Annotated in this window: 24 protein-coding genes and 1 pseudogene; 12 read left to right on the forward strand and 13 right to left on the reverse strand. The window is 65.0% G+C overall.

Going from position 1 to position 25,487, the window contains the following annotated elements; genetic code table 11:
- The 3 genes and pseudogenes from N826_RS44110 to exbB form a co-directional block, all read right to left on the reverse strand.
- A pseudogene (locus N826_RS44110) lies at positions 1–296 on the reverse strand (energy transducer TonB family protein); the annotation flags it as partial.
- The gene (gene exbD, locus N826_RS00010) at positions 293–733 is read right to left on the reverse strand and encodes a TonB system transport protein ExbD (protein ID WP_044425306.1); all 441 of its coding nucleotides are present in this window, start codon (positions 731–733) and stop codon (positions 293–295) included. The pseudogene N826_RS44110 and the gene exbD, both read right to left, overlap by 4 nt.
- 5 nt (positions 734–738) lie before the next feature.
- Positions 739–1,716 (reverse strand): tonB-system energizer ExbB, encoded by a 978-nt coding sequence (gene exbB / locus N826_RS00015; RefSeq protein WP_052830690.1) that lies wholly within the window; start codon positions 1,714–1,716, stop codon positions 739–741.
- Positions 1,717–1,886: 170 nt separating this feature from the next.
- On the opposite strand from exbB, the gene N826_RS00020 reads away from it, so the two are divergent.
- From N826_RS00020 to N826_RS00040, 5 genes are all read left to right on the forward strand, one after another.
- Positions 1,887–4,028 (forward strand): TonB-dependent receptor, encoded by a 2,142-nt coding sequence (locus N826_RS00020; RefSeq protein WP_052830692.1) that lies wholly within the window; start codon positions 1,887–1,889, stop codon positions 4,026–4,028.
- A 297-nt stretch (positions 4,029–4,325) separates the two neighbouring features.
- Complete coding sequence (locus N826_RS00025) at positions 4,326–5,021, forward strand: Fe2+-dependent dioxygenase (RefSeq protein ID WP_044425307.1); 696 nt, start codon at positions 4,326–4,328, stop codon at positions 5,019–5,021.
- Complete coding sequence (locus N826_RS00030; protein WP_044425308.1) at positions 5,014–6,153, forward strand: PepSY-associated TM helix domain-containing protein; 1,140 nt, start codon at positions 5,014–5,016, stop codon at positions 6,151–6,153. Before N826_RS00025 ends, N826_RS00030 begins: the two co-directional genes overlap by 8 nt.
- A gap of 93 nt (positions 6,154–6,246) precedes the next feature.
- A complete protein-coding gene (bfr, locus tag N826_RS00035; RefSeq protein WP_044425309.1) occupies positions 6,247–6,717 on the forward strand; it encodes a bacterioferritin in 471 nt (156 codons plus the stop codon).
- A 91-nt stretch (positions 6,718–6,808) separates the two neighbouring features.
- Positions 6,809–7,105 carry a hypothetical protein gene (locus tag N826_RS00040; RefSeq protein WP_044425310.1) on the forward strand — a complete coding sequence of 99 codons (297 nt, stop codon included), beginning with the start codon at positions 6,809–6,811 and terminating at the stop codon, positions 7,103–7,105.
- A 23-nt stretch (positions 7,106–7,128) separates the two neighbouring features.
- Here the strand turns inward: N826_RS00040 and eda are convergent, their stop codons facing one another.
- The 9 genes from eda to N826_RS00085 form a co-directional block, all read right to left on the reverse strand.
- Positions 7,129–7,755, reverse strand: coding sequence for a bifunctional 4-hydroxy-2-oxoglutarate aldolase/2-dehydro-3-deoxy-phosphogluconate aldolase (gene eda, locus N826_RS00045; protein WP_044425311.1), 627 nt, complete (start codon positions 7,753–7,755; stop codon positions 7,129–7,131).
- Positions 7,756–7,768: 13 nt separating this feature from the next.
- Entirely contained in the window at positions 7,769–9,595 is a 1,827-nt protein-coding gene (gene edd, locus N826_RS00050; protein ID WP_244619411.1) for a phosphogluconate dehydratase, read from the reverse strand.
- Positions 9,596–9,611: 16 nt separating this feature from the next.
- The gene (gene zwf / locus N826_RS00055; RefSeq protein ID WP_044425313.1) at positions 9,612–11,111 is read right to left on the reverse strand and encodes a glucose-6-phosphate dehydrogenase; all 1,500 of its coding nucleotides are present in this window, start codon (positions 11,109–11,111) and stop codon (positions 9,612–9,614) included.
- The gene (locus N826_RS00060) at positions 11,108–12,067 is read right to left on the reverse strand and encodes a PfkB family carbohydrate kinase (RefSeq protein WP_044425314.1); all 960 of its coding nucleotides are present in this window, start codon (positions 12,065–12,067) and stop codon (positions 11,108–11,110) included. Before N826_RS00060 ends, zwf begins: the two co-directional genes overlap by 4 nt.
- A gap of 128 nt (positions 12,068–12,195) precedes the next feature.
- Positions 12,196–13,161: an ABC transporter substrate-binding protein gene (locus N826_RS00065; RefSeq protein ID WP_044425315.1), complete on the reverse strand. Its 966-nt coding sequence runs from the start codon at positions 13,159–13,161 to the stop codon at positions 12,196–12,198.
- An 89-nt stretch (positions 13,162–13,250) separates the two neighbouring features.
- The gene (locus N826_RS00070) at positions 13,251–14,270 is read right to left on the reverse strand and encodes an ABC transporter permease subunit (RefSeq protein ID WP_052830694.1); all 1,020 of its coding nucleotides are present in this window, start codon (positions 14,268–14,270) and stop codon (positions 13,251–13,253) included.
- Between the two features lie 63 nt (positions 14,271–14,333).
- On the reverse strand, positions 14,334–15,893 hold the full coding sequence (locus N826_RS00075) for a sugar ABC transporter ATP-binding protein (RefSeq protein WP_063772175.1): 1,560 nt from the start codon (positions 15,891–15,893) through the stop codon (positions 14,334–14,336).
- A 64-nt stretch (positions 15,894–15,957) separates the two neighbouring features.
- The gene (locus N826_RS00080) at positions 15,958–17,229 is read right to left on the reverse strand and encodes an ROK family transcriptional regulator (protein WP_052830696.1); all 1,272 of its coding nucleotides are present in this window, start codon (positions 17,227–17,229) and stop codon (positions 15,958–15,960) included.
- Positions 17,230–17,442: 213 nt separating this feature from the next.
- On the reverse strand, positions 17,443–18,348 hold the full coding sequence (locus N826_RS00085; protein ID WP_044425316.1) for a LysR substrate-binding domain-containing protein: 906 nt from the start codon (positions 18,346–18,348) through the stop codon (positions 17,443–17,445).
- Positions 18,349–18,513: 165 nt separating this feature from the next.
- On the opposite strand from N826_RS00085, the gene N826_RS00090 reads away from it, so the two are divergent.
- The 3 genes from N826_RS00090 to N826_RS00100 all read left to right on the forward strand — a co-directional run bounded on the left by N826_RS00090 (position 18,514) and on the right by N826_RS00100 (position 20,969).
- Complete coding sequence (locus N826_RS00090) at positions 18,514–18,699, forward strand: hypothetical protein (RefSeq protein ID WP_044425317.1); 186 nt, start codon at positions 18,514–18,516, stop codon at positions 18,697–18,699.
- A gap of 134 nt (positions 18,700–18,833) precedes the next feature.
- Positions 18,834–19,655, forward strand: coding sequence for a class II aldolase/adducin family protein (locus N826_RS00095; RefSeq protein WP_044425318.1), 822 nt, complete (start codon positions 18,834–18,836; stop codon positions 19,653–19,655).
- 294 nt (positions 19,656–19,949) lie between these two features.
- Complete coding sequence (locus N826_RS00100; protein ID WP_044425319.1) at positions 19,950–20,969, forward strand: TRAP transporter substrate-binding protein; 1,020 nt, start codon at positions 19,950–19,952, stop codon at positions 20,967–20,969.
- Between the two features lie 377 nt (positions 20,970–21,346).
- On the opposite strand, the gene N826_RS00105 is transcribed toward N826_RS00100, so the two are convergent.
- Positions 21,347–22,336: an LLM class flavin-dependent oxidoreductase gene (locus N826_RS00105; protein WP_044425320.1), complete on the reverse strand. Its 990-nt coding sequence runs from the start codon at positions 22,334–22,336 to the stop codon at positions 21,347–21,349.
- 24 nt (positions 22,337–22,360) lie between these two features.
- On the opposite strand from N826_RS00105, the gene N826_RS00110 reads away from it, so the two are divergent.
- The 4 genes from N826_RS00110 to N826_RS00125 all read left to right on the forward strand — a co-directional run bounded on the left by N826_RS00110 (position 22,361) and on the right by N826_RS00125 (position 25,468).
- Positions 22,361–22,876: a hypothetical protein gene (locus N826_RS00110; protein WP_211099183.1), complete on the forward strand. Its 516-nt coding sequence runs from the start codon at positions 22,361–22,363 to the stop codon at positions 22,874–22,876.
- A 215-nt stretch (positions 22,877–23,091) separates the two neighbouring features.
- Positions 23,092–23,586: a c-type cytochrome gene (locus N826_RS39535; RefSeq protein WP_052830698.1), complete on the forward strand. Its 495-nt coding sequence runs from the start codon at positions 23,092–23,094 to the stop codon at positions 23,584–23,586.
- 2 nt (positions 23,587–23,588) lie between these two features.
- The gene (locus N826_RS00120) at positions 23,589–24,515 is read left to right on the forward strand and encodes a cytochrome c (protein WP_244619410.1); all 927 of its coding nucleotides are present in this window, start codon (positions 23,589–23,591) and stop codon (positions 24,513–24,515) included.
- Between the two features lie 236 nt (positions 24,516–24,751).
- Positions 24,752–25,468 carry a metallophosphoesterase family protein gene (locus N826_RS00125; protein ID WP_044425321.1) on the forward strand — a complete coding sequence of 239 codons (717 nt, stop codon included), beginning with the start codon at positions 24,752–24,754 and terminating at the stop codon, positions 25,466–25,468.
- Positions 25,469–25,487: the final 19 nt, after the last annotated feature.

Raw genomic sequence — 25,487 nt, forward strand, 5'->3', positions numbered from 1 at the left:
GGCGGTTCCGGAGGGGGAGGCTCGGGGGGAGAGGGCTCGGGCGGTGGCGGCTCCGGAGGCGGTGGTTCCGGCTCCGGCGGGAGAGGTTCGGGCGGAGGCGGTTCCTCCGCGACAGGTTCCGGCTCGGGCGCCGGCGGCGGGGCGGCCGGCAGGGGCGCCAGATCGATCAGGACAGGGCCGGGAAGCTCGGCCGGCGGTGGGGGCGTATCCAGGGCAAGCACGCTGACGACGATGCCGGCGTGGATCGCCAGCACGAAACCGGCACTGAGGCCCCAGCGGAGGGTATCGGAACTCATGGCACGGGTGCAGGCATGCCTTCAAGGCCGACCAGCGCGATCTTGAGATATCCGGCGGCCCGCAGGTCGTTCATCACGGTCATCAGGCTGCCGTAGTCGACGGTCTTGTCGGCGCGCAGGAAGATGCGCTGGTCCCGGTTGCCGGAGGTCGCGCGGTCGAGGGCGGGACCCAGGCCGGCTTCTCCCAGCGCGTCGTCGCCGATCGCAAGCGACAGGTCGGACTTGACCGTCAGGTAGAGCGGCTTGTCCGGCTTGGGCTGCGGCGTCGCGGTCGACGACGGCAAATCGACCGGCACGTCCACGGTGGCGAGCGGGGCCGCGACCATGAAGATGATCAGCAGGACGAGGATCACGTCGATGAAGGGCGTGACGTTGATCTCGTGGGTTTCGGCGAGATCGTCGCCGTCGTCGCCGGAGGAACCGAGTTTGGCGGCCATGACTGCTACTCCGCCGCCTTGCGCAGGGAATTGGGTATGGTGGCGCGGTCGATGTCGCGGGAAACGAGGCGGAGCAGTTCGGCCGAAGCGTCGAGCAGCAGGGCCTTGTAGCCGGCGATCGACCGGGCGAAGGCATTGTAGATCACGACGGCGGGGATGGCGGCGACGAGGCCCATGGCGGTCGCCAGCAAGGCCTCGGCGATGCCGGGAGCGACGACGGCAAGGTTGGTCGTCTGGGCCTCCGATATGCCGATGAAGCTGTTCATGATGCCCCAGACCGTGCCGAACAGCCCGACGAAGGGGCCGGTCGAACCTATCGTGGCGAGGATGCCGGTGCCCCTGGTCATGCGCCGGCTGCTGGCCGCGACGAGACGGTCGAGACGGGATTCGACGCGGTCGCGCAGGCCCGACTTGTCCATGCCGACGAACCACAGGCCATGCTCCGCCACGGCGGCCTTGACCAGCCCGTGGACGGGCCCGTGGGCCGGGCGGCTGTGCTCCGCCGCGTCCGCCAGCGAGTGGGCGGAACCGATCTTGGCGAGGGCACGGGCGACCTTCCGCTTGGCGGCGCCAAGCTCGATCGCTTTGGCGAGGAGCACCGTCCAGGTCAGGACCGAGGCGAGCGCCAGACCGACCATGACCGACTTAACGACAATGTCGGCGGCCATGAACATGCCCCAGGGGGAGAGGTCATGGCTGACCGGCAGGGCGGTGTCGGGAACCGGATCGTTCGCGGCCTGATCCGGCGCGGCTTCGGCTGGTGGGGTGGCTTCGGCTGGCGGTGTCTCGGCTTGCGGAGCCGCCCCGGGTTGCGGGGTTGCGTCCGTGGCTGGGGCGGCAGCCGGGGGCGGCGCCTCACCGGCTGGCTGCTCCAAACCCTGCTGCGGCTGCGGGGATGCTTCCTGCGCAGGCGCCAGGGTGGAAACGAACACGACGAACAGGATCGTGATGGGCAGCCAGAGGAGGAGGCGCGGAGTGATCATGCATCTTTCCCCATCAAGGGGTTCCCAGGAAATTGACCGTGCGAACCATGCATAGGGGAGCCGGTCAGTTGATGCAAATGATTTTGCGAGTCAGTCTCATATAGCGGTTGCGGCATTTTGATGGCGAGATTAAGACTTACTCGCATCTCAACGGGGGAAAGTTGTAAAAGATGTCTACGGACGCATCCAGATATTACCGCCTTGCGCCTTCATTCGCACTGACCGCGGCCTTGGCGATTTCCACGACCGGCGGAGTGACCGCTGCTTCGGCGCAGACCGCCCAGGAACCCCAGGCCGGCGCGGCGAGCGGAGAGGTGGAAACGCTCGGTCCGGTTACCGTCACGGGGACTGAAGCCAGGAACACGATGGAGCGCCAGCCATCGCTGGACCGCCTGCCGTCTTCGATCCAGGACACGCCGCAGGGAATCTCGGTCGTGCCGCAGGAACTGATCGAACAAAAGAACATCACGACCCTGCGGGAGGCCGTCCGCAACGTTCCCGGCATCTCGATCAATGCGGGCGAGGGGGGAGCACAGGGCGACACCCTGACGATCCGGGGCTTTTCCGCACGTGGCGACCTGTTCGTCGATGGCGCCCGCGATCCCGGCCAGTACAACCGCGATACCTTCAACATCGATTCGATCGAGGTCCTGAAAGGGCCGTCGTCGCTGCTGTTCGGCCGAGGATCGACCGGCGGCGTCATCAACATGGTGACCAAGGCACCGATCCTGGAGCGCTTCAACAGCGCCGAGATCAGCCTGGGCAACGGTCCGTTCTACCGGGGGACCGCCGACGTGAACCTGCCGGTCGGGCCGACCTCCGCCATCCGGCTGAACGTGATGGGACAGGACTCCGACACGGTCGGGCGCGATCTGGTCGAGCAGCGGCGCTGGGGCGTGGCGCCGTCGATCGGCATCGGGCTTGGCACCGATACCCAGTTCACCCTGTCGTACCTGCACCAGGAGGAAGACAACCGCCCTGACTACGGCCTGCCCTATGTCTTCGGGCGTCCGGCTCCGGTCTCGCTCGACACCTTCTACGGATTGTCGGACGACAAGGAGGACGTGACGGTGGACCTGCTGACCGCCAAGCTGGACCATGTCGCGACCGACTGGCTGAAGGTGTCCAACAACCTGCGCGCGGGCTACTACACGCGCGACGCCACGACCACGGCGCCGCGCGTCAATGCGCCGATCGGGACGCCGCTGTCGGCGATCAGGGTCAACCGCAGCCGCCCGAGCCTGGACAGCGAGACGCTGACCGTCAACAACCAGACCACCGCCACGGCCAACTTCACCACCGGGCCGCTGGGCCATACGCTGGTTGCGGGGGTGGAGCTTGGCTACGACGACACCGATACCAAGCGCTTCGGTTTCACCGGCCTGCCGACCGCCAGCCTGTTCGATCCAGATCCGAACGCGGGCGTCGGCACACCGCGCGGGTTGACGACCAATACCAGCGCCGATGCGACGACCGTCGGCGTCTATGCCTTCGACCAGATCAAGCTGACGGAGGAGTGGTCGATCATCGGCGGCGTCCGTTGGGACCGCTTCGACGCTGAGAGCGAGGAAAAGGTGGCCGGCCTGTCACTGGACCGGACCGACAACATGTGGAGCACGCGCGCCGCCGTCGTGTACGAGCCGACCGACCAGCAGACCTATTACGCGTCCTATGGCACCAGCTTCAACCCCTCGGCGGAGTTCGTCAGCCTCAGTGCGGCACAGGTCGGGCTGAGCCCCGAGAAGAACCGGACGTTCGAGGCTGGGGCGAAGTTCTCGCTGTTCGACGACCGGATCGGCCTGGGCGGTTCGCTGTTCCGCATCGAGAAGACCAATGCGCGGACGGTCGATCCGACCAATGCGGCGGTGACGATCCTAGACGGCGAGCAGCGGGTCGACGGCTTCGAGTTCGAGGCGAACGGCAGGATCACCGACCGCTGGTCGGTGCTGGTGGGATACACCTATCTGGACGGCGAGATCACGGAGGCGAACGACGCGACCGAGGGCAAGACCTTGCAGAACACGCCGAAGCATTCCGGCTTCGGCTGGACGACTTACGAGGTGGCGGAGGGCCTGGAGGTCGGGGCCGGCGCCTATTACGTCGGCACCAGGTTCGCCAACAATACGAACACCGCCAAGGTGCCCGACTACTGGCGTCTGGACGCGATGGTGTCCTACACGATCAACGACGTCCGCTTCGCGCTGAACGGCTACAACCTGGCCGACGAGGACATCTACGAAGGCGTCTATCAGGGGCACGTGATCCCCGGCGCCGGACGGACCTTCCTGCTTAGCGCCTCGGCGCGGTTCTGAGGCGTTCTATAGGCGTCAACGCAATCATGCCTGGACTTGGTGTCCATAGGCGCTGATTTGGACCGCTCATCCCATTTCCGTCATACCAAGACTTGATCTTGGTATCTCCTTTCAGGAACCGTGCGGGCGACATCTGCACTTCAGGTTGAAGTCCTCACGTCGGTCTCCGCCAGGAGATACCAAGATCACCTCTTGGTATGACGGAAAGGCGGATGGCGATTGCTTAGTGTCGCTCTGAGGGGCTGACATCAAAGCCGACAGGCAGGTGCCCGGCAATCAACTGAGGATTTCCCCAAGGTGCAGATTCAAATACCCGACGTGCTGAGCGCCGATCAGGTGGCGCGGTGCCGTGCTCTCCTGGCGGCTGGAGAATGGGTCGACGGCCGGGTGACCGCCGGTCCTCAGTCGGCTAAGGCCAAGAACAACCTCCAGGTTCCGGAGAACTCCCGCGTGCTGCCGGAGCTGCGCGAGATGGTTCTGCGGGCGCTGGACGGCAATCCGCTGTTCATGTCGGCGACCTTGCCGGACAAGGTCTTTCCGCCGCTGTTCAACCGGTACGACGTGGGCATGAAGTTCGGTTCCCATGTCGACAATGCCGTGCGGCCGATTCCGGGAGCGGCTGCGGGAGGAGGGGGCGGGCGGATGCGGACCGACATCTCGGCGACGCTGTTCCTGAGCGCGCCGGATGAATACGACGGCGGCGAACTGATGATCGAGGACGCGTTCGGCGCGCACTCGGTCAAGCTGCCGGCCGGGCATATGGTGGTCTATCCCGCCTCCAGCCTGCACCGGGTCGAACCGGTGACGCGCGGCAGCCGCTGGGCGTCGTTCTTCTGGATCCAGAGCATCGTGCGCGACGACGCGGCACGGACGACCTTGTTCGACATGGACATGGCGATCAACGGCATCGCCACCGACATGCCGGACCATCCGTCTGTCGTCTCGCTGACCAACTGCTACCACAACCTGATAAGGCGCTGGGCGGATGTCTAAGCGGGGCGGCTTTCGGCGCGTCCTGAGGACGGTGCATCTGTGGATCGGCCTGATCGTCGGCGTGCCGCTTGTGGTCGTCTGTCTGTCGGGCAGCGCCTTGGTCTGGCACGACGCGCTGGAGGGCTGGATGCATCCGGAGCGCCGGCCGTCGTCGCAGGACGGCGTCGTCCTGCCGCCCTCGCACTACCTTGGGGAGGCGGCGAAGGTGCTGGGGGAAGGATTGCTGCCGTCCACCCTTCGGATGCCGGCGGAGGCCGGGGCGCCGGTCGTCGTCTCGGCGTTGGACCGGGTGGATGGGCGGGTGCGGTTCACCGCCGTCTGGCTCGATCCGGCGACCGGGCGCGTGCTGGACAGCGCCGACCAGGGAGCGTCGCTGTTCGGCTTTCTCCACCGGCTGCACGGCAGCCTTGCCGTTCCGCAGTTCGCCGGACGGCAGATCGTCGGATGGATCGGCATCATTTTGCTGGCGGCTGCCGTCAGCGGCATGTGGCTGTGGTGGCCGAGGCGGGAGGTCGGGCTGGCGGCGCTGGGCTGGCGGCAGGGATTGAAGGTTTCGGCCAACATCCATCATGTCGGCGGCGTCTGGATCGCCTTGCCGCTGATCGTGGTGACGGTGACCGGCATCTACATCTCGTTTCCGCAGACCAGCCGGGCGGTGATGGGAGCTTTCATGGAGATGCAGCCGCAGCAGCCACGGGCACCGTTTGGGCGGGCGCTGGAGCAGCCGGCTAGGGGAGCCGACGAGGTCGTCGCCGGCGTGCTGGAGCAGGTGCCCGACGGGCGTCTTGCGGTGTTGTCGCTGCCGCAGGAGAACCGGCCGAGTTGGTCGGTTCAGGTGTGGACGGTCGCCGGAACGGTGAAGACGGCGCAGTTCTCGGTCGAGGATGCGACGGGCCGGATCAGCCGGGCCGACGGTGCGGCAGGCGGAGGCGACGAGGTTTCGCGGCTGATGCGCCGGATACACGATGCCCAGGGCATGGGGCCGGTGTGGGAAACGCTGGTGTTCCTGACCGGAGTGCTGCCGGCCGCCTTCGCGGTGACGGGCGTAATGATGTGGCTGCGCCGCCGCGGCAACCGGCGGAAGCTGGAGATGCGGCGGCAGGCCGTCAGGCTTGCATCCGGATCCTCCTGATATCCGTGGTCAGGGTTGAAACTTTCTCGACAAGGTGCGGTTTCATGACGATGATGCATGCTCTATCGGCATGAGCGGTCTTAAGGGGAAGTTATGAAGGGCGATCCGCAGGTTATTCGCCATCTGAACAGTATTCTTACCAGCAAGCTGACCGCCATCAACCAGTACTTCCTTCAGTCCCGCATGCTGAGGAACATCGGCCTGCTGAACCTTGCGGACCATCTTCAGGGCGAGGCTCGGTCCAAGATGCAACAGGCCGACCGGCTGATCGAGCGCATCCTGTTCCTGGAAGGGATGCCCAACCTCCAGGACCTGGAACGGATCGACGTCGGTGAAGACGCTCCGGCCATGATCTCGCTGGATCTGAGCAGTGAGGAAAGTGGACGGAACACGACGCTGGAAGGGGCACGGTACTGCGAGGAAGTCCGCGACTACGTGAGCCGGGAACTGCTGACCGGAATCCTGAACGAGACTGAGTCGCACATCGACTGGCTGACCCAGCAGGTCAGGCTGATCGATGGCGTCGGCGCGGAGAACTACAAGCAGGAGCAGATGTTCGGGTAGGGGAAGATTCCTCTACCTCGATCGATTGGCTCGGTCTATCCTGTCTCATACGATACAAACGTATGGTATTTGCGACGTATGGGATCGAGCAATGACCGGGCCGACGATCGGGCAGCAGTTGGACGCCACGCTCAGCAATCTAGCGACGAAGCAGGATCTTGAGAGATTTGCGACCAAAGATGATATTGCCGAAATGAAGGCAGATTTAAAGGCCGAAATGAAGGCTTATGTTACCCATGATCAGCTCAGTATTGTCATCAAGGCAGCGGTTCATGAACTCGTGCAGGTGATCAACCAGAATACTGAAGACCTGCGCGAAGACTTGGCTAATTCAGGAATCAAGTTTCGAACCAGGACGCGTGGCCGGGGAAACTACTCCGCAGAATAGCCGCCCGGCCACATCCGCATTCGTTACTTCCTCAACCCCGCCGCTGCCCGCGCCAGGGCTTCGATCTTGCCCCAGTCGCGCGCCTTGACGGCGTCGGCCGGTGCGACCCAGGAGCCGCCGACGCAGGGGACGTTGGGGAGCGCCAAGTAGTCGGGGGCTTTTTCGACCGAGATGCCGCCGGTCGGGCAGAACTTCAGCATCGGCAGGGGCGCCGCCAGCGAGGACAGGAGCTTGGTGCCGCCCGCCGGTTCCGCCGGGAAGAACTTCAGGTGGGTGAAGCCGGCGCGGAGCAGGACCATCGCTTCCGACGCGGTCGCGGCGCCGGGGAGGAAGGGGACGTCGGATTTCTTCGCGTACTCGATCAGCTCGGGCGTGCAGCCGGGGCTGACGATGAAGAGCGCGCCGGCGTTGACGGCTTCCTCATAGTGCTTGGGGTTCAGGATCGTGCCGGCGCCGACGACGGCTTCCGGGACCTCGGCGGCGATGGCCTTGATCGCGGCGGGAGACGCGGCGGTGCGGAGCGTGACTTCGATCGCCGGGAGACCGCCGGCCGCAAGCGCTCGGGCGAGCGGAACGGCCGTTTCGAGATCGTCGATGGTCAGGACCGGGACGACCGGTCCGAGGGCCAGGATTTCGGAAATGGTCTTCATCGTTATCAATGCCTTATGCTGCTGTATTGAAGACCGAAGCGCCTTCCTCGGCGCCGCCGACCAGGGCGCGGAAGGCGCCGAACAGGTCGCGGCCGGTGCCGAAGCGGTTGCCGGTCAGATCGGGGGATGAGGGTTCGCGCGCGGCCATCTCTTCCGCACTCACCAACACTTCCAGCGTGCCCTTCTCCGCATCGAGCCTGACGATATCGCCGTCGCGGATCTTGGCGATCTCGCCGCCGGACGCCGCTTCCGGCGTCACGTGAATGGCGGCGGGGACCTTGCCCGATGCGCCGGACATGCGGCCGTCGGTCACCAATGCCACGTGGAAGCCCATGTCCTGGAGCACGCCCAGCGGAGGCGTCAGCTTATGCAGCTCCGGCATGCCGTTGGCCTTGGGACCCTGGAAGGTCACGACCGCGACGAAGTTCTGGTGCAGTTCTCCGCGCTTGAAGGCTTCCTGGAGCGAGGCCTGATCAGTGAAGACGCGGGCGGGAGCTTCGACGAAGCGGTGCTCGTGCTTCACGGCGGAGGTCTTGATGACGGCGCGGCCGAAATTGCCGTCCAGCATCTTGATGCCGCCGTCGGGAGCGAAGGGTTCCTTGACGGTGCTCAGGACCTTGCGGTCTAGCGGTTCCGCCGTACCGGGACGCCATGTCAGGCTGCCGCCTTCCAGCGTCGGTTCCTCGGCATAGCGGCGCATGCCGCCGTCTCCCGCTACCGTCAGCACGTCCTCGTGCATCAGGCCGGCGTTCAATAGTTCGCGGATCACGAAGGCCATGCCGCCGGCGGCGTGGAAGTGGTTCACGTCGGCGTTGCCGTTGGGGTAGACCTTCGCCAGCAGCGGTATGACGGCGGACAGCTCGGCGAAGTCGGCCCAGGCCAGCTTGATGCCAGCGGTGTGCGCCATCGCGATCAGGTGGATCGTGTGGTTGGTCGAACCGCCCGTTGCCAGCAGGCCGATGACGCCGTTGACGACGGCGCGCTCGTCGATGACTTCGCCCGCCGGAGTGTACTCGTTGCCCTGGGCGGTTATCTCCAGCACGCGGCGGCTGGCGGCGGCGGTGAGGGCGTCGCGGAGCGGCGTGTTGGGGTTGATGAAGGCGGCGCCGGGAAGGTGCAGGCCCATGATCTCCATCAGCATCTGATTGGAGTTCGCGGTGCCGTAGAAAGTACAGGTGCCGGGGCCGTGATAGGACTTGGACTCCGCGTCGAGCAGGGCGTCGCGGCCGACCTTGCCTTCGGCATAAAGCTGGCGTATGCGGGACTTCTCGGCGTTGGGCAGGCCGGATGTCATCGGGCCGGCGGGCACCATGATGGTTGGCAGGTGGCCGAACGAGAGGGCACCGATCACCAGACCCGGAATGATCTTGTCGCAGACGCCCAGCATCAGCGCGCCGTCGAACATGTCGTGGGACAATGCCACGGCCGTGGACATCGCGATCACGTCGCGGCTGAACAGCGACAGCTCCATCCCGGCATTGCCCTGGGTGACGCCGTCGCACATGGCGGGCACTCCGCCGGCGAACTGCGCCACGCCGCCGGCCTCGCGAACGGCTTCCTTGATGATGGCGGGGAAGGTTTCCAGCGGCTGGTGGGCCGACAGCATGTCGTTGTAGGCCGACACGATGGCGATGTTGGATTTGACGTCGGTCGCGAGGTCCTGCTTGTCCGACGGGCCGCACGCGGCGAAACCGTGAGCGAGGTTGCTGCACGACAGGCGCGAGCGGTTCGGCCCTTTCTGGCCGGCGGCACGAATGCGTTCGAGATAGGCTGGTCGCGTGGCGGCGCTGCGTTCGATTACGCGATCGGTGACGCGCGCGACGGTCTGGTTCAGGTCCACGATTATCTCCTTCGGCTTAGCCGTTGGACATGGCGTCGTCATGCCAAGTGCGGCCGTCGCGCTCGATCATGGCGACGGATTGGGAAGGTCCCCAGGTGCCGGCGATATAGGGCTTGACGCTGTCGCCGCGCGCTTCCCAGGCGTCCAGTATGCTTTCGGTCCAGCGCCACGCGGCTTCGACCTCGTCGCGGCGCATGAACAGGGTAGGGTTGCCGCGCACCACGTCCATCAGCAGGCGTTCGTAGGCGTCGGGGAAGCGGAACTTGAAGGTCTCGGCGAAGCTCAGGTTTAGCGAGGCTTCGCGCAGGCGCATGCCTCCCGGGCCGGGGTCCTTCGCCATCAGGTTCAGGCGGATGCTCTCGTCCGGCTGAAGGCGGACGATCAGCAGGTTGGGCGTGATCTCGCCTGCCGTCTTCGGGAAGATCGAGTGCGGCACCTGACGGAACTGGATGACGATCTCCGACACCTTGGCCGGCATCCGCTTGCCGGTGCGGAGGTAGAACGGCACGCCCGACCAGCGCCAGTTCTCGATCTCGACCTTGAGGGCCACGAAGGTCTCGGTGTTGCTGGGCTTGGCGCCGGGCGCCGTTCCGGCTTCCTCGGCATAGGCGCCGACGGCAGCGCCTTCGACGGCGCCAGCCCGGTACTGGCCGCGCACGGTGCACCCGGCGACGTTCTCCGGACCGATCGGCTTGAGCGAGCGCAGGACCTTGATCTTCTCGTCGCGCACCGATTCCTGGTCGAGCGAGACCGGCGGCTCCATGCCGACAAGACAGAGAAGCTGCATCAGGTGGTTCTGCACCATGTCGCGCAGCGCGCCCGAGGTGTCGTAGTAGCCGCCGCGCCCTTCGACGCCGACCGTCTCGGCGACGGTGATCTGGACATGGTCGACGTGGCCAGCGTCCCAGACCGGTTCGAACAGGGAGTTGGCGAAGCGGAGCGCCAGCAGGTTCTGGACCGTCTCTTTGCCGAGATAGTGGTCGATGCGGTAGATCTGCTCCTCGGCGAAGACGCTGCCGACCTCGTCGTTGATCTGGCGGGCCGATTCCAGGTCGTGGCCGATCGGCTTCTCCAGCACGACGCGGGACTTTGGCGTCACCAGACCGAAGGCCTGGAGCCGTTCGGAGATCGGGCCGAACAGCTCGGGCGACGTCGCGAGATAGAAGACGCGGACGATCTCGTCCCGTCCACCGAGGCGCTCCTGGAGCTGGTCCCAGCCGTTGGTCGCGGTGGCGTCGGCGGCGACGTAGTCGATCCGGTCGATGAACCGGCCCCAGGTCGTCTCGTCTATGTCGTCCTTGTGGAGGTGGCGGCGAAGCGCCTCCTCCGCCTTCGCCTTGTAGTCGGCCGGACTCAACTGGCTGCGCGACACGCCAAGGATGCGGCTTTCCGGAGTGATCTGGCCGGCTTTGTCGCGGAGATACAGGGCAGGCAGAAGTTTTCGGAGCGCCAGGTCGCCGGTCCCGCCGAACACGAGGTAATCGAAAGTTTCGACCGGTGCCGTGTGTGAAGTCATCGATCAGCCTCCTCGGTAATCAAAGCCGTTACGGCGGCTCGGCTGGGCAGTCCGGGGATCCCGCCTCGCATCGTCGTCGCCAGCGCCCCCGCGGCATTCGCAAAACGGCACATGGTATACAGACGGTCCGAAGTCAGGGGGTCATCGGGATGTTCGAGTAACCCTGTCAGAAGGCCGGCCATGAAGGCGTCGCCCGCTCCGGTTGTATCGACGGGAACGACGGAAAAGCTCGGGACCTTGCCGTCGATTTCAGGTGTTATGAAGGTACAGCCGTATTTGCCGTGCGTCACCACCATAAGCGACAGGCCGGGATGGAACAGCGAACGGGCGGTGGCGGCAGGATCACGCGACCCGGTCAGGAACTCCAGCTCGTCGTCGCTAAGCTTGACGATGGTGGCGCGCTCGATCCCTTCGCGGATCGCGTCCTTCGCGGCATCCGCGTTGGGCCACAGGTCCAGCCGCAGGTTGGCGTCGAACGAGACGTGGAGGCCGTGGCCCCTGGCAGCATCGACGGCGCTCAAGGTTGCGGCGCAGGACTGTTCGGGGATCAGGCCAATCGAGCCGAAATGCACCAGCTTGGCCTTGGCGATGGCGCTGAAATCGACGTCCTCCGGGCAGAAGCCGGCGCTGGGATCGCCGTAGAACAGGAACTCGCGCTCGGCGTCTTCCGCCAGCGAGACGAAGGCCAGCGGCGTCCGGGTACGGCGGGAGCGGCGGACCAGGGACGTATCGACGCCGCCGTCCTCGAGCGTCTTGACCAGGAACTTGCCGAAGCCGTCCTCGCTGGCCCTGCACATCAGGGCGGTGCTGGTCCCGAGCCGGGCAAGCCCCACGGCGACATTGGCGGGGGCGCCGCCGGCGGCTTTCTGGAATGCGGGGGCGGTGAGGAGATCCGTTCCGGTCGTGACCGGTACGAAATCGATCAACAGCTCGCCCATGCAGATCGCGTCTGCCATTTGAACCTCTCCGGCTGGACGTTGAAGCTGAAGAAAAAGGCCCCTGCGCCACTTTGGGAGGAAAATGCGGCCGGCGCAGGGGAGGTCTCGAAAGCGTGGTTCCGGGGCCGAAGCCCCGGCTCCGCTCCTTACTTGGGCGACGTCCAGCCCTTGTACTGGGCGACGTTGTCACGGGTGATCAGCTCAGCCGGGATCAGCGTGGTGGCCTGGGCCGGCTGCTTGCCCTGAAGGATCTCGTAGCCGACATCGACCGCCTTCTGGGCCATGGCGTAGGGGTCCTGGGCGGAGGACGCCTGGATCAGGCTGCCCTGCTGCTTCAGGGCGCCCTCGATGTCGGGCGCGCCATCGACCGAGGTGATGATCAGGTCGGTGAAGTTGAGCTGCTTGGCGGCGAGGTCGGCGCCGATCGCCTGCGGGTCGTTGATCGTGAAGACGGCGTCGATGTCGTCGTTGGCGGTCAGCAGGCCGATCATGACTTCAAGTCCGCCTTCGCGGGAGCCTTTGCCGTTCTGGTTGTCCGACACGATCTTGATGTTGGGCGATTTGGCGAGGACCTGCTTGCAGCCGTTGACGCGGTCGATCACGGCGGAGACCGGCGGGCCGTTCATGATCGCCACTTCACCCTTGCCGCCCAGTTTCTCGACGATGTAGCCGCAAGCCTTCTCGCCGGCTTCGATGTTGTTGGTGGTGACCGTTGCGGCCGCCCCCTTGGCGGCGACGTCGACCGCGACGGCGACGATGCCGGCCGCCTTCAGGCGGACCATGGCCGGCTCGATCGCGACCGGATCGGCCGCGTTGACCAGCACCATGTCGACGCCGGAAGCGATGAAGTTGTCGATCTGGGTCGATTGCTTGTTCAGGTCGTAGTCGGCGGAAACGGCGGTTACGGTGACGCCGGCGCCGCCGATCTCCTTGGCGCGGGCTTCGGCGCCCTTGACGACCTGAACGAAGAATGGGTTGCCGAGGCTGCCGACGGTGACGCCGATCGACTTCAGTTCGGCGGCCGAGGCCGGGGCCGCGACGAAGGCGGTCAGGGCCAGGACGGCTGTTGCGGCGAGCAGTGCGGAATTTTTGATCGCAAAGGTCTTGATCATGGTGTTTCCTCCGTGGCTGACGTGAAGCTTGTTCAGGTGATTTTTTTGACTGTTGCCGGTTTGGTGCGTGTGGGTGAGGCTGGAGAAGATCAGGTGCGGGCGCTCCCCTTGTTGCGGTACCGGTCGAGTGCGACGGCGCCGACGATGACCAGACCCTTGATGATCAACTGCCAGACCTCGCTGACGTTCATCAGGATCAGGCCGTTGGACAGCACGGCGATGATCAGGGCGCCGACCAGCGTGCCGAAGATCGAGCCGATGCCGCCGACGAAGCTCGTGCCGCCCAGGATGACCGCCGCGATGGCGTCCAGCTCGTAGCCCATGCCCAACTGCGCGCCATTGGCCGACAGGGTGCGGGCGGCGGACATGACGCCGGCAAATCCCGCCAGCAACCCCGACATGCAGTAGACGAACATCAGCACGGCCCAGACCTTGATTCCCGACAGACGGGCCGCGTCCGGGTTGCCGCCGACACCGTAGATCCAGACGCCCAGGACGGTCCGGCGCAGGACGAACCAGCTGACCGCGACGACGGCGAGGGCGATCACGACCATCCAAGGCACGCCGAAGACGTGGGAGTTGCCGATCCAGGCGAAGGGCAGGGCAGCGTTGAAGACGGTGGTGTCGTCCGCCGCCAGCCGCGACAGTCCCCGGACCGCCGTCATCGCTCCTAACGTCACGATGAAGGCCGGCAGGCGGAAGAAGGCGATCAGGCTGCCGTTGATGGCGCCCATCGTCAGGCCGACCAGCAGGGCCGCCGGGATCGCGAGGCTGGATGCCGGACCGAGCGTCATCGACACGGCGGTCACGGCGGAGACCGCGAGGATGGAGCCCACCGCGAGGTCGATGCCGCCGGTCAGGATGACGAAGGTCAATCCGGTGGCGAGCACGATGTTGATCGAGGCCTGTTGCATCACGATCGAGATGTTGCGGCCCGTCAGGAACTTGCCGGTCGCGAATTCGAACCCGATGCAGATCAGGATCAGGACCGGCAGCATGCCGACGACCTGGATGATCGTGTTGATCTGCTGCTTGCGGGCCGCCGCCGCTGCCGCCGCCGTTTCCTGGGCGACCCGGTTGTCGGCGTCCATCGTCTTCATGGAGCACATGGGGGAACTTCCTCCTGGATTCTTTTTTGGCCAGACGCGTGACACCTGGCGCCTGGACGGCGGTTAGAGCTGGACGCCGGTGGCGAGTGCCATGATTGCCTCCTGGGTGACGGGAACGCCGCTGGTGCCCCCGACCTCACCTTCGATATGTCCTTCGCGCATCACCAGGATGCGGTCGCAGATGCCCATGATCTCCGGCAATTCGCTGGAGATCACCAAGACGGCAACGCCGTTCTGGGCGAGCTGGTCGATGATGCGGTAGATTTCCGCCTTGGCGCCGATGTCGACGCCGCGCGTCGGCTCGTCTAGGATCATCACCTTCGGCTTCGCTTCGAGCCAGCGGGCCAGCAGCACCTTCTGCTGGTTGCCGCCCGACAGGGTGCCGACGCCGATCGACGCGCTGGCGACGCGGATCTTCAGGTCGGCGATCGAGCTTTTCGCCCGCTCGACCGCCTTCCGCAGGTTCAGGACGCCGCCGCCGCGCGCATCCCGGCCGATCACGCTGAAGTTGACGTTGTCCTTGACCGACATGTCCAGGAACAGCCCCTGGTGCTTGCGGTCTTCGGTCAGATAAGTGATGCCGGCATCCAGCCCGTCCTTAGGCGTGCGGATGGTGACTTCCTTACCGTCGATCCGGATCGTGCCGGCGGTCCTGTGATCGGCGCCGTAGATCAACCGCGCCAGTTCGGTCCGTCCCGACCCGACCAGCCCCGCCAGACCAAGAACCTCGCCGGCATAGAGCGTGAAGCTGGAGGGATGAACCCGCTTGCCGCCGTCGGTGACGCCTTCGACCGCCAGCATCGGCTGGCCGCGCGCCCGGCCGGCCTTGGCCTCGTGGTCGTGCTTGTAGAAGGTGCTGAGGTCGCGGCCGACCATCATCTTGACCAGCTTCTCGGCCGAGATGTCGTCCTTGTCGAGCGTACCGACATAGGTCCCGTCGCGCAGCACCGACACCCGGTCCGACAGCTCGTAGACTTCGGCCATGCGGTGGCTGATATAGATGATCGCCAGCCCCTCGTCGCGAAGCTGCCGCATCAGGGCGAACAGGCGGTCAGTCTCCCGCGACGACAGCGTCGTCGTCGGCTCGTCCATCACCAGGATCTTGGATTGGGCGTGGAGCGCGCGGGCGATCTCGACAAGCTGCCGCTCCGCGATGGAGAGGGTCGCCACGATCGTCTCCGGACCGAAGGTGGCGCCGAGGCGCTGGAGCACGCCCCGGCAGCTTTCCTTCATGGTGCGGCGGTCGATCATGCCGCCTTTGGACGGCTCCCGACCGAAATAGATGTTCTCGGCCACGCTCAGGTTAGGCAGCAGGCTGAGTTCCTGATAGATGATCGAGATGCCGTGTTCGCGGGCGACATGCGGGTTCGTGATGTCCACGACCTGGCCGTCGATCAGGATCTGCCCGCCGGCATCCGCATGATAGGCTCCCGACAGCACTTTCATCAGCGTGCTCTTGCCGGCGCCGTTCTCGCCCATCAGGGACTGGATCTCTCCGCCCCAGGCCTTGAGCTGAACGTTGCTGAGAGCCTTCGTACCGGGAAAAGTCTTGGAAATGCCGCGCATCTCCAAGGTCGGCGGACGCGTACCCTGTGTCGGCGCGTCGAGCGCGGTCGCAGTCATGGTTTCCTCCGGTGGAATTCGACAGCCTGTTTTTTTGAGTCAACGCTGGTCTTGTTGGATCGGCTTATTGATTGACCAGAATTTCTCTGTTTGGACTGAAGTTCAGGTGCAGGGGAAGTATCGCGGCGCCGAGAGCCGAGGCTTCGCGCCCGATCATTCCCATCAGAAGTCTTGGCGCCGTGCGGGCTTCCGGGGTGGCCGCTTCCAGCAGGGGCACCAGACGCTCCAGCAAGTCTTCCTTGATGCCTTGCGGCATGTCGCCGTCCAGCACGATCGCCTCCACGTCGAGCAGGCGGGCACAGGACAGCAGCGGGACGACCAAGGCGTCGGCGCAGTCGTCCAGCCATTCTCCCACCAGCCTTGGGTGGCGGGTGAAGGCTTCCTCCACCTCTGTCCGGCTGGAGATCGCGACGCCGTTGCCGCGCAGGTGGCGGATCAGCGAGTTGATCGAGGCGCGCGTCAGTAGGATGTCGTGGCTGCGGGCAGGGGCCGGCGCGGTCGCAAGACGGGACGGTCCGACCGGCATCAAGCCGATATCGCCACCGTATCCCGTGGGACCCCGGTAGTATTCGCTGTTCAGGACGATGCCGCCGCCGACCGCAGCACCGATGAAGACATGGACGAAGTTGTCCAGCTCGCGGCCCCGGCCCCGGAACATCTCGGCGACGGCAGCGGCGGTGCCGTCGTTCTCGCGGAAGACCGGAAGGCCGGTGGCCGCCGCCAGACGGCTGGCAAGGTCAACCTCGTTCCAGACGCGGTAGGCTTCCGACGCGATGTCCAGCTCGCGCCGCCAGCTTCCCATGTCGTAGGGCGTCGCGATGCCGATGCCGGCCATCCGGGTGCGGGCGCTCTTGGGCAGGGCGTTGCGGAGTGCCGCGATGTCGTGCAGGGCGAGACCGATCGCCTCGTCCGGCATGGGAAAGTCGAGTTCGTGGTGGCGGCGGTCCAGGACATGGCCCCGGAAATCGACCAGCAGCGTATCGATCGAGCGGCGGCCGAACTTGACGCCGATGGCGTGCGCGCCGTCCGGGTCGAGTGAGAGCAGGGTCGCCGGCTGGCCGCGCCCGCCGGACCGCTTGCCCTCGCTGCGGATCAGCTTCCGCTCTTCCAGTTCCTTGACGATCACGCCGGCGGTGTTGTTGGTCAAGCTGACATAGCGGGAGAGATCGGCCTTCGACGCCTGACCCAAGCGGCGAAGCGCGTTCAGGATCACACGTTCGTTGAAATGGCGGATATTGACGGAGTTGCTGCCCTGGCCGTTGGCCGGGGTGCCGCTCGGCAGGGCCGAACTAGATAGAGCCGAACTAGACAGGGCCGAATTCTGCGTGCCTGACACTGGAACTCTCCTCCCCCGAATGCCGCGCTTAAGCGCTTAACGTTGTATTAACGTTTGCATGGAAACGAACCAGTGTCAAATAAATAATTCAGTCTGAATTAATATGCCGGAAATTCGATGAGCGGTGGCGTGACGGCGCTCGAGTAGGTGCCTCCGTCGTTAGGCGAAAGCCGCCCTGCCAAAGCTTGTTCGCACCCGAACGCGGATCCTGTGTCAGTTCCAGGCGCTGGCTTGCAAGAGCCAGGACCGAAAAGCCGCGATTTTGGCGACGTTGCGCTGCGCCGCACGGTAGGAAAGGAAGTGCAATTCCCGCTCCATTCCCCGGAACCTGCCACCGCCCATCTCGACCAACTCTCGCCGCGCCAACTCTTCCGCCGCCAAGCGGGTGCTCTCCAGCACCACGCCGACGCCTTGCGCCGCCGCAGCGATGGCCATCGCTGCCCGGTCGAAGGACGGCCTTGCTGCAGATTCCGCCGCGTTCAGGCCATTGAGCGCGAGCCATTCGTCCCAGCGCACCGGACTGATCGCGGAATCGATCAAGATCAGATCCTGCGGCAGCCCTGGCCCCGAAAAGTCCGAAGCGGCATCCAGTGCCGGCGCGATCAGGGCCGTGACCAGTTCCGTGCCGAGCGGTTCGGCGATCACGCCGGGTTGCGCCGGCTTCGTTCCGTAAGCGATGGCCACGTCGATCTCGGCTCGGCGCGTGAGGTCTATAGGATCGGCGCTGGCCGTGATGCGGATGCTGATTTCGGGATGCCGCGCCATGAAGGAGGGGAGCCGGGGCCCGAGCCACTTCGCGGCGAAGGAGGGCGCGCAGTGCAGCGTGAGCGCTTGTGCCGCCGCCTCCGGCCCCGGACGCAACGCCGCGCAGGCCGCCTCCAGCTCGTCGAAAACCGGCGTCAGCCGGGTCAAGAGTTGCCGTCCCTCCAGGGTCGGCTCGACCCCCTGGCCACTCAGGCGGCGGAACAGCTTCCGGCCGAAGTAATCTTCCAGCGCCCGTACCTGATGGCTGACCGCGGACGGGCTGAGGTGCAGCTCTTCGCTCGCCAGGGCGAAGCTACCCAGGCGGGCGGCCGCCTCGAACGCGCGCAGGGCGAAGAAGCTTGGGAGGCTGCGCATCGTTCACCCGCGAAGTTCACCCGTGAATCCGATTCATTACGGGCTGAAAACACGTCGTTTGTCAACGGCCCCACGCGCGTTGTATCAGGTGTGCAACAAGCGACCCTGTCGCGCAAAACAATGTAGCGCAAAAAAATGTCACGCTAATTAGGGAGGGAAGGCGCCATGTCACAAGCACTTGCGGGAGCGGCGAAAGCAACGGTCGGGTTGCGGCGCATCCACGGCAGGGCGACGTGGCGCCTCTTCCTGTCCCTGTTTCGCCGGTACATAACCGCTTGCCTTGACCACATCAACGACGGCTTCACGGAGCTGCGAATGCTGTTGGACCTGAATTCCCGCGAGATGGCCTGAATTTCGGTCTCTACCGTCTGACTGTCCGGCAGGACCAACCCTGCCGATTGCAGCGCCCGGACAGTCCTATCTCGTTTCGCCATCCCGAAGCGGCTCGTCAACTGTCAAGCTTTCAAGCCAGGAGAGAAACAATCATGCTCACCACCGATAAAACCAAAGAGCGGGTCTCCATCTACCAGCCTGAGCAGGAAGGGCTGATCTTCCCGGAGATCCCGGAATTCAACTCGTTCTCGGAGGAGCGTGAGTACCGCAAGCAGCACCTTGTCGCGGCGACGCGCGCGTTCGGCATGCACGGGTTCGACTACGGCTTCGCCGGGCACCTGACCGTCCGCGACCCGGAGCGCCCGGAGCTGTACTGGACCAACCCGATGTGCGTCCACTTCTCCCAGGTGAAGATGTCCAACCTGGTGCTGGCCGATCACGAGGGGCGGGTCGTCGAGGGCGAGTACGCCATCAACCGCGCCGGCTTCGTGCTCCATGCCGCGGTACACGAGGAGTTCCCGGACGTGGTCGCGATGTGCCACGCCCATACCCTGTACGGCACCGCCTGGTGCGCGACGGGCCGGCCGCTCGACATGATCAGCCAGGACGCCGCCGCCTTCTATAACAAGCACGCCGTCATCGGCGCCTCCGCCGGAGCGGTGGCGGTGGAGAGGGAGAGTGGGTGGACCGTGGCCAAGGAGATCGGCCGCAACCGCGCTGTCCTGCACCAGAACCACGGCCTGCTGACGACGAGCCGGCACAGCATCGACGACGCGGCGTTCTGGTTCATCGCGCTCGAGCGCGCTTGCCAGCAGCAGCTCATGGTCGAGGCGACCGGGATCAAGCCGCAGTTGCTGTCCGACAAGACCGCCCAGTACAGCCAGGACAACGTCGGCAACGACTTCATCGGGTGGCTGCACTTCCAAACCCTCTACAGTCACATTGCGGCCACGCAGCCCGACATGTTCGAGTAACGAACGCCGTTTCCTGAACCGCGCGATGGCCGGCCCCGATCCGGCCGTCACACGGTTCAGGCAATCATCGCGATACATGCCCGCCGGGTGACCGCGCCCGAGCAGCGCAACCACGCTCCCCAAATCTTTCAAAAGTCGGACGAACGCCTTGGATCATCCAGGCGGACGTGTCGCGCCTCCGCTGGCCGACCGTAGGCCCGGTTCGCGTCGTGATGGCGGACATCGACGAGTTGTCCCCCGGTGCGGGCGTGCATTCCAAAAAATACAAAAATCGAGATACCTGAGGAGGCCGTTATGGGAAGTGTTACAAAGAAGATCGTCCTTGGAGCGCTCTTGTCCGCCTGCCTGTTCGCAGGCTCGGAAGGCCATGCGCAAGACATCAAGGAGCGGACCCTGAAGTTCTCCTTCGTGCAGCCGATCGACAGCCATATGGGCCTCGGCGTGCAGAAGTTCGCTGAGATCGTGAGCGAGAAAAGCGGAAAGAAAATCACTGTCAAACCGTTCGCGAATGGCACCCTGGGCGGCGATATCCAGATGATCTCCTCGCTTCAGGGCGGGACGGTCGACATGACGACGCTTCCTCCAGGACTGCTCGTCGGTCAATCCAAGGAATTCATGGCGTTCGACATTCCGTTCCTGTTCAACAGCTTCGATGAGGCCGACGCCGTTCTGGACGGAGCCATCGGCAAGCAGTTCTTCGACAAGCTGCCCCGTGGGCTGGTCGGCCTCGCCTATTGGGATCATGGATTTCGGAACGTCTCCAACAGCAAACGGGCCATCAAGACGCTCGAGGATGTCAAAGGCTTGAAGATCCGCGTGATACAGTCCCCCATCATGCTGGACACCTTCAGCGGGCTAGGCGCCAATGCCGTGCCTATGCCTTTCACGGAGCTTTACACCGCGCTTGAAACCGGCACCGTGGACGGGCAGGACAATCCCATCGTCGCCTTCGAAACCAACAAGTTCGACGAGGTCCAGAAGCACCTGTCCCTGACCCGGCACGTCTACAATCCCCTGATCGTGCTGGTCGGCCAGAAGTCCTGGGAAAAGCTGTCAGCCGACGAACGCAAGATCATCTCGGACGCTGCCTTCGAGACGCGCGCGTATCAGCGCAAGCTTTCCAGGGACATGGAAGCGAAGTCCATCGAGAACGTGAAGAGCAAGGGGACCATCGTCACGGAGGTCTCTCTTGAGGAGAGGGGACGCATGCGCGAGTACCTGAAGGACGTCACCGCCAAGTATACGGCCGAAATCGGCGAGAAGCTGGTCAAGGATTTCGATACGGAGATCGAAAACGTCCGGTCGCGGCAGTAAGGTCGTCCTGCTTCAGGGCGGCGGCCTTGATGCCCTAACAGCGGGCTCAAGGTCGCTGTCCTTCGACAGGGATTTCGGTTTCAGAAATCCTTGGGGCCGATTTGGCAATTCGGCTTCGCGGCGATGGCCCCGGTCCATCGCCGCCGGTATATCGAGAAACGCGATCTCTCCGGATCGAACTCGCGCCGCCCCATTCCGTCGAGCATTTCCGCGTGTTGGAAAAGAGCGGCTCTTCCCAGGCAGAATTAGCTGAACCTACTGGAAACCGCCGGCGCCATTCCAGCGCCCTTGAAGCTTGACCGATCACGGACGTTAGATGTCGGGCTTAAGAGGCCTGACCTATGCCAGCCTGTTAACTGCACTTGGGCCTGGGTGGTTCAGTTCAGCTCCTTCCAAACCTCCGCCAGGATCTCGTACGACCGCAAACGTGCGCCGTGGTCGTAGATCGCGGAGGCCACCATCAGTTCGTCGGCGCCGGTCTTTTCGATCAGGCGGGCGAGGCCTTCGCGCACGGTCTGCGGCGAACCTACGACGGAGCAGCCGAGCATGTTGGATGCCTGGACCTTTTCGGAGGGCGACCAGTAGGATTCGATGTCGGCGATCGGCGGCTGGAGCTTGCCGCGTGTTCCCCGGAACAGGTTGGTGAAGGACTGCTGCGGTGTCGTGAACAGGAAACGGGCTTCCTCGTCGGTGTCGGCGGCGATGACGTTGACGCCGATCATGGCGTGCGGCGCGGTCAGTTGTTCCGACGGCTTGAAGTTGTCCCGGTAGACCTGGAGCGCCCGCATCAGCGCGTCGGGAGCGAAGTGGGAGGCGAAGGCATAGGGCAGGCCGAGCATGGCGGCGAGCTGGGCGCCGAACAGGCTGGAGCCGAGGATCCACAGCGGCACGTTGGTATCGGCGCCGGGAACCGCCTGGAGGAACTGGCCGGGCTGGACCGGACCCAGCAGGGCCTGAAGCTCGAGGACGTCCTGGGGGAACTTGTCGGAGCTTCCGGGATCGCGGCGGAGCGCCAGCAGCGTCCGCTGGTCGGTGCCGGGCGCGCGGCCGAGGCCGAGATCGATCCGGCCGGGGTAGAGCGAGGCGAGGGTGCCGAACTGTTCGGCGATCACCAGGGGCGAGTGGTTGGGCAGCATGATGCCGCCGGCGCCGACCCGGATCGTCCGCGTACCGCCCGCGATGTAGCCGATCACGACGGAGGTCGCGGCGCTGGCGATCCCGACCATGTTGTGGTGTTCGGCCACCCAGTAGCGGTTGTAGCCCCAGCTTTCGGCATGCTGCGCCAGATCCAGGGTGTTGCGGAGGGCGTCGCCCGGCGTAGATCCCTGGGGAACGGGTGCAAGGTCGAGCACGGACAATAAGGTCATGGGTGCCACTTCCGGGAATTGATCATGAGAAGACATGAGTCACACGTGGAAAGCGCGGGCGGAATAAACAACCGTCGTCCGGCGCGGGGCGAGGTTGCCGAAATGGAAGCCCTGCTGCGCCTGTCGGGCCGGGAACTGGACGACCTGTTCCGCCGCAGCGATGCCGGCGCCCGGCCCGACGGCCGGGCCGAGGGACTTTTCCTTCTGGCGCCGGGGACGCCGGGCGCCCCGGTGCTGGCCGGGCTGCTGGGGCTGGCATGGCGGGGCAAGAACTTCGACGCCGGTTCGGGCACGATGGTCAACCGCGTCCTGCCGGTCGGGATCGAGGCCGTGAAGGCTCGTGTCCGGGAAGAGCCGAGCCGGCTGGACCGCAAGCCGTGCCATGTCCTGGACTATTCCCGGACATCGCTGATCGCGGGCGGCGTGCGCGACGAGATCCGGGAAGTGGCGCCCGGGCTGTACCTTGGATTGGTCTACTGGATGGGCCTGCGCGTCGGGCGATTCGCGCTTTGCCTGACCCGTGCGACGGATAAGCGCTGACGAAAACGTCTTTTTTCAATCGGAATTTGAACAGCGGAAACGCGGCCGGAGTGCCGGAAAACCTTGTTATGCGCGGCAAGGTTCGTCCTATCCTAAAAGAAATAAATCTTTTGAACAGGGGAATGGCAAGTACGCGTTGTGCGTCTAATTCGATGTCAATCCGCGAGGGAGAGATTTGCGTGAGCAATTTCATAACATCAAAGGGGCACCAACCCTTGGACATCATCCGTAGAACCGTCATCGCCCTGACCGCAGCCGGGGCGCTGCTTGCCGTTGCCGGACAGGCCGGTGCGCAATCGCCGCAGCCGGTATCGAGCGACCCCGCCGTCGTGACGCAAGAGCGCGAAAAGACCATGAAGTCCATGGGCGACGCGATGAAGAAGATTTCCGCCTATGTGAAGAACGAGGGCGGCACGATCGACGGCGTGCGCGAGGGGGCGGCCACCATCCAGCAGGCTTCGCACAAGATCGTACCCAGCCTCTTCCCGGCGGATACCGGCATCGGCAAGATCAAGGACAGCGAAGCCAAACCGGAGATCTGGAAGCAGTGGCCGCAGTTCCAGCAGGCGGCTCAGAAGCTCGAGTCCACCAGCGCCGAACTGGTGACGGTCGCGGCGACCGACGACAGGGCGGCCATCGCCAAGCAGTTCGGCCAGGTCGGCCAGTCCTGCGGCGGCTGCCACGACAACTTCCGCCAGAAGAAAGAGTAGGCGTGCTTTCAAGGCTTCCGCGCCTGGGCATCCCGCTGGCTGTCATGGCCAGCGGAGTGTTCTTCGTATCGGTCTCCGCATCCGCCCCCGCATCCGCCCAGGAGGCCGGTAAGGGTCAGGCCGGTGAAGGTCAGGTCAGTGAGGATCCCGTCGCCCGAGGCGAATACATCTTCAACGCGGCCGGCTGCCTTGGGTGTCATACCGTGCCGAAGACCGGCGAGCGGCTGGCGGGAGGGCGGGCGCTCAAGACGCCGTTCGGGACGTTCTATTCCCCCAACATCACGCCCGACCGGGAAACCGGCATCGGCGGCTGGAGCGAGGCGGACTTCGTCCGGGCGATGCGCGAGGGCAAGGCGCCGGACGGCTCGGCGTATTTCCCGGTGTTCCCCTATACCTCGTTCACCCATCTGACCGAGGGCGACATCCGCGACCTCAAGGCCTATATCGACGCGCAGCCGGCGGTTTCCCAGGCGAACAAGCCGCACGAGGTTTCCCCGCCGTTCGGCTGGCGCTTCCTTCTGCCGGTCTGGCAGACGCTCTTCCTGGACGAAAGCGGCTTGCCGGAAGAAGCGGGGCGGGACGAGAAGTGGCATCGCGGGCGCTACCTGGTGCAGGCGGCGGGACATTGCGGCGAGTGTCATTCACCCCGCAACTTCCTGGGCGTCGTCGATCATGACCGGATGCTTGCCGGGTCGGCCAGCGGGCCGGAGGGCAAGGCCGTGCCGAGCATCACCTCCGATCCGGACAAGGGCATCGGGAAATGGTCGCAAGGCGAGATCGCCTTCATGCTGGAAATCGGCATGCAGCCCGACGGCGACTTCGTCGGCGGCGGGATGAACGAGGTCGTCGAGAACAGCACGTCGAAGCTGACGGCGGAAGACCGCGATGCCATCGCGGCCTATCTGAAGACGGTGCCGCCGGCTCCCTGATCGGCGCGCGGCGAAACACGGCGTTGGATGTATCTGTGTTCAGTTTGTGATGATATCCAACTTTTTCGGTTCCGTCGGAAAGCGTCGCACTTTAAGCTGAGGGCGAATGTCGCGGATGCGCCGGGGTGCCGGCTTGCGTCGTGGCCCGCTTTCAGGCGGAAGCCGTGTGTTGCCTTCAGGAGGTCCATGATGCCCAGTCCCGCGTTGCGCCTTCCAAAAGCGCGGGACGGTGCCCTTTGACCGTCCTGTTCTGCGGCGATCCCCACGGCAGCTATTCCCAGATCGTCCGGGCGGTGATGACCAAGGCGCCGTCGGCGGTCGTCATCGTCGGAGACCACGACCTGGAGCAGCCGCTGGAGGAGGTTCTGGCGTCGGTGGTCGATATGGGCATTCCGGTCTGGTGGATACCGGGGAACCATGACGGCGACCGGACCCACTGGTACGACAATCTTTTCGACAGCGGGTTGGGCGGCTTCAACCTGCATGGCCGGGTCGCGGAGGTGGTGCCCGGCTTGCGGGTCGCCGGTTTCGGCGGGGTGTTCCGCGGACGGATATGGCACCCGGCGGAAGGCGACGGCACTCCGCGCTTTACATCGAGGGACGACTACCTCGCCTCCCTGCCGCCGACCCACCGGTGGCGGGGCGGCCTGCCGCTGGCCCAGCGGGTGTCGATCTGGTGGGAGGACTACCAGCACCTGCGCACCCAGAAGGCCGACGTGCTGGTCTGCCACGAGGCGCCCAGCACTCATCGGCACGGCTTCGCCGTGCTTGACGAGCTTGCCCGGTCCATGGGCGCGCGGCTGATCGTGCATGGCCACCATCATATCGGCTATCAGGCGATGCTGCCCGGAGCGGTGCGCGTGGTCGGCATCGGACGCGCCGGGTTGTGGCGGCTGGGCGTTCAGCCGCCGCTGGCGCCGGTTCCCGCCGAGTCCGTGCCCACGGCCCTGTAGACCGGCGTTCCGGATCAAA

The sequence above is a fragment of the Skermanella aerolata KACC 11604 genome (assembly GCF_000936425.1).
In the GTDB taxonomy this organism is placed as follows: domain Bacteria; phylum Pseudomonadota; class Alphaproteobacteria; order Azospirillales; family Azospirillaceae; genus Skermanella; species Skermanella aerolata.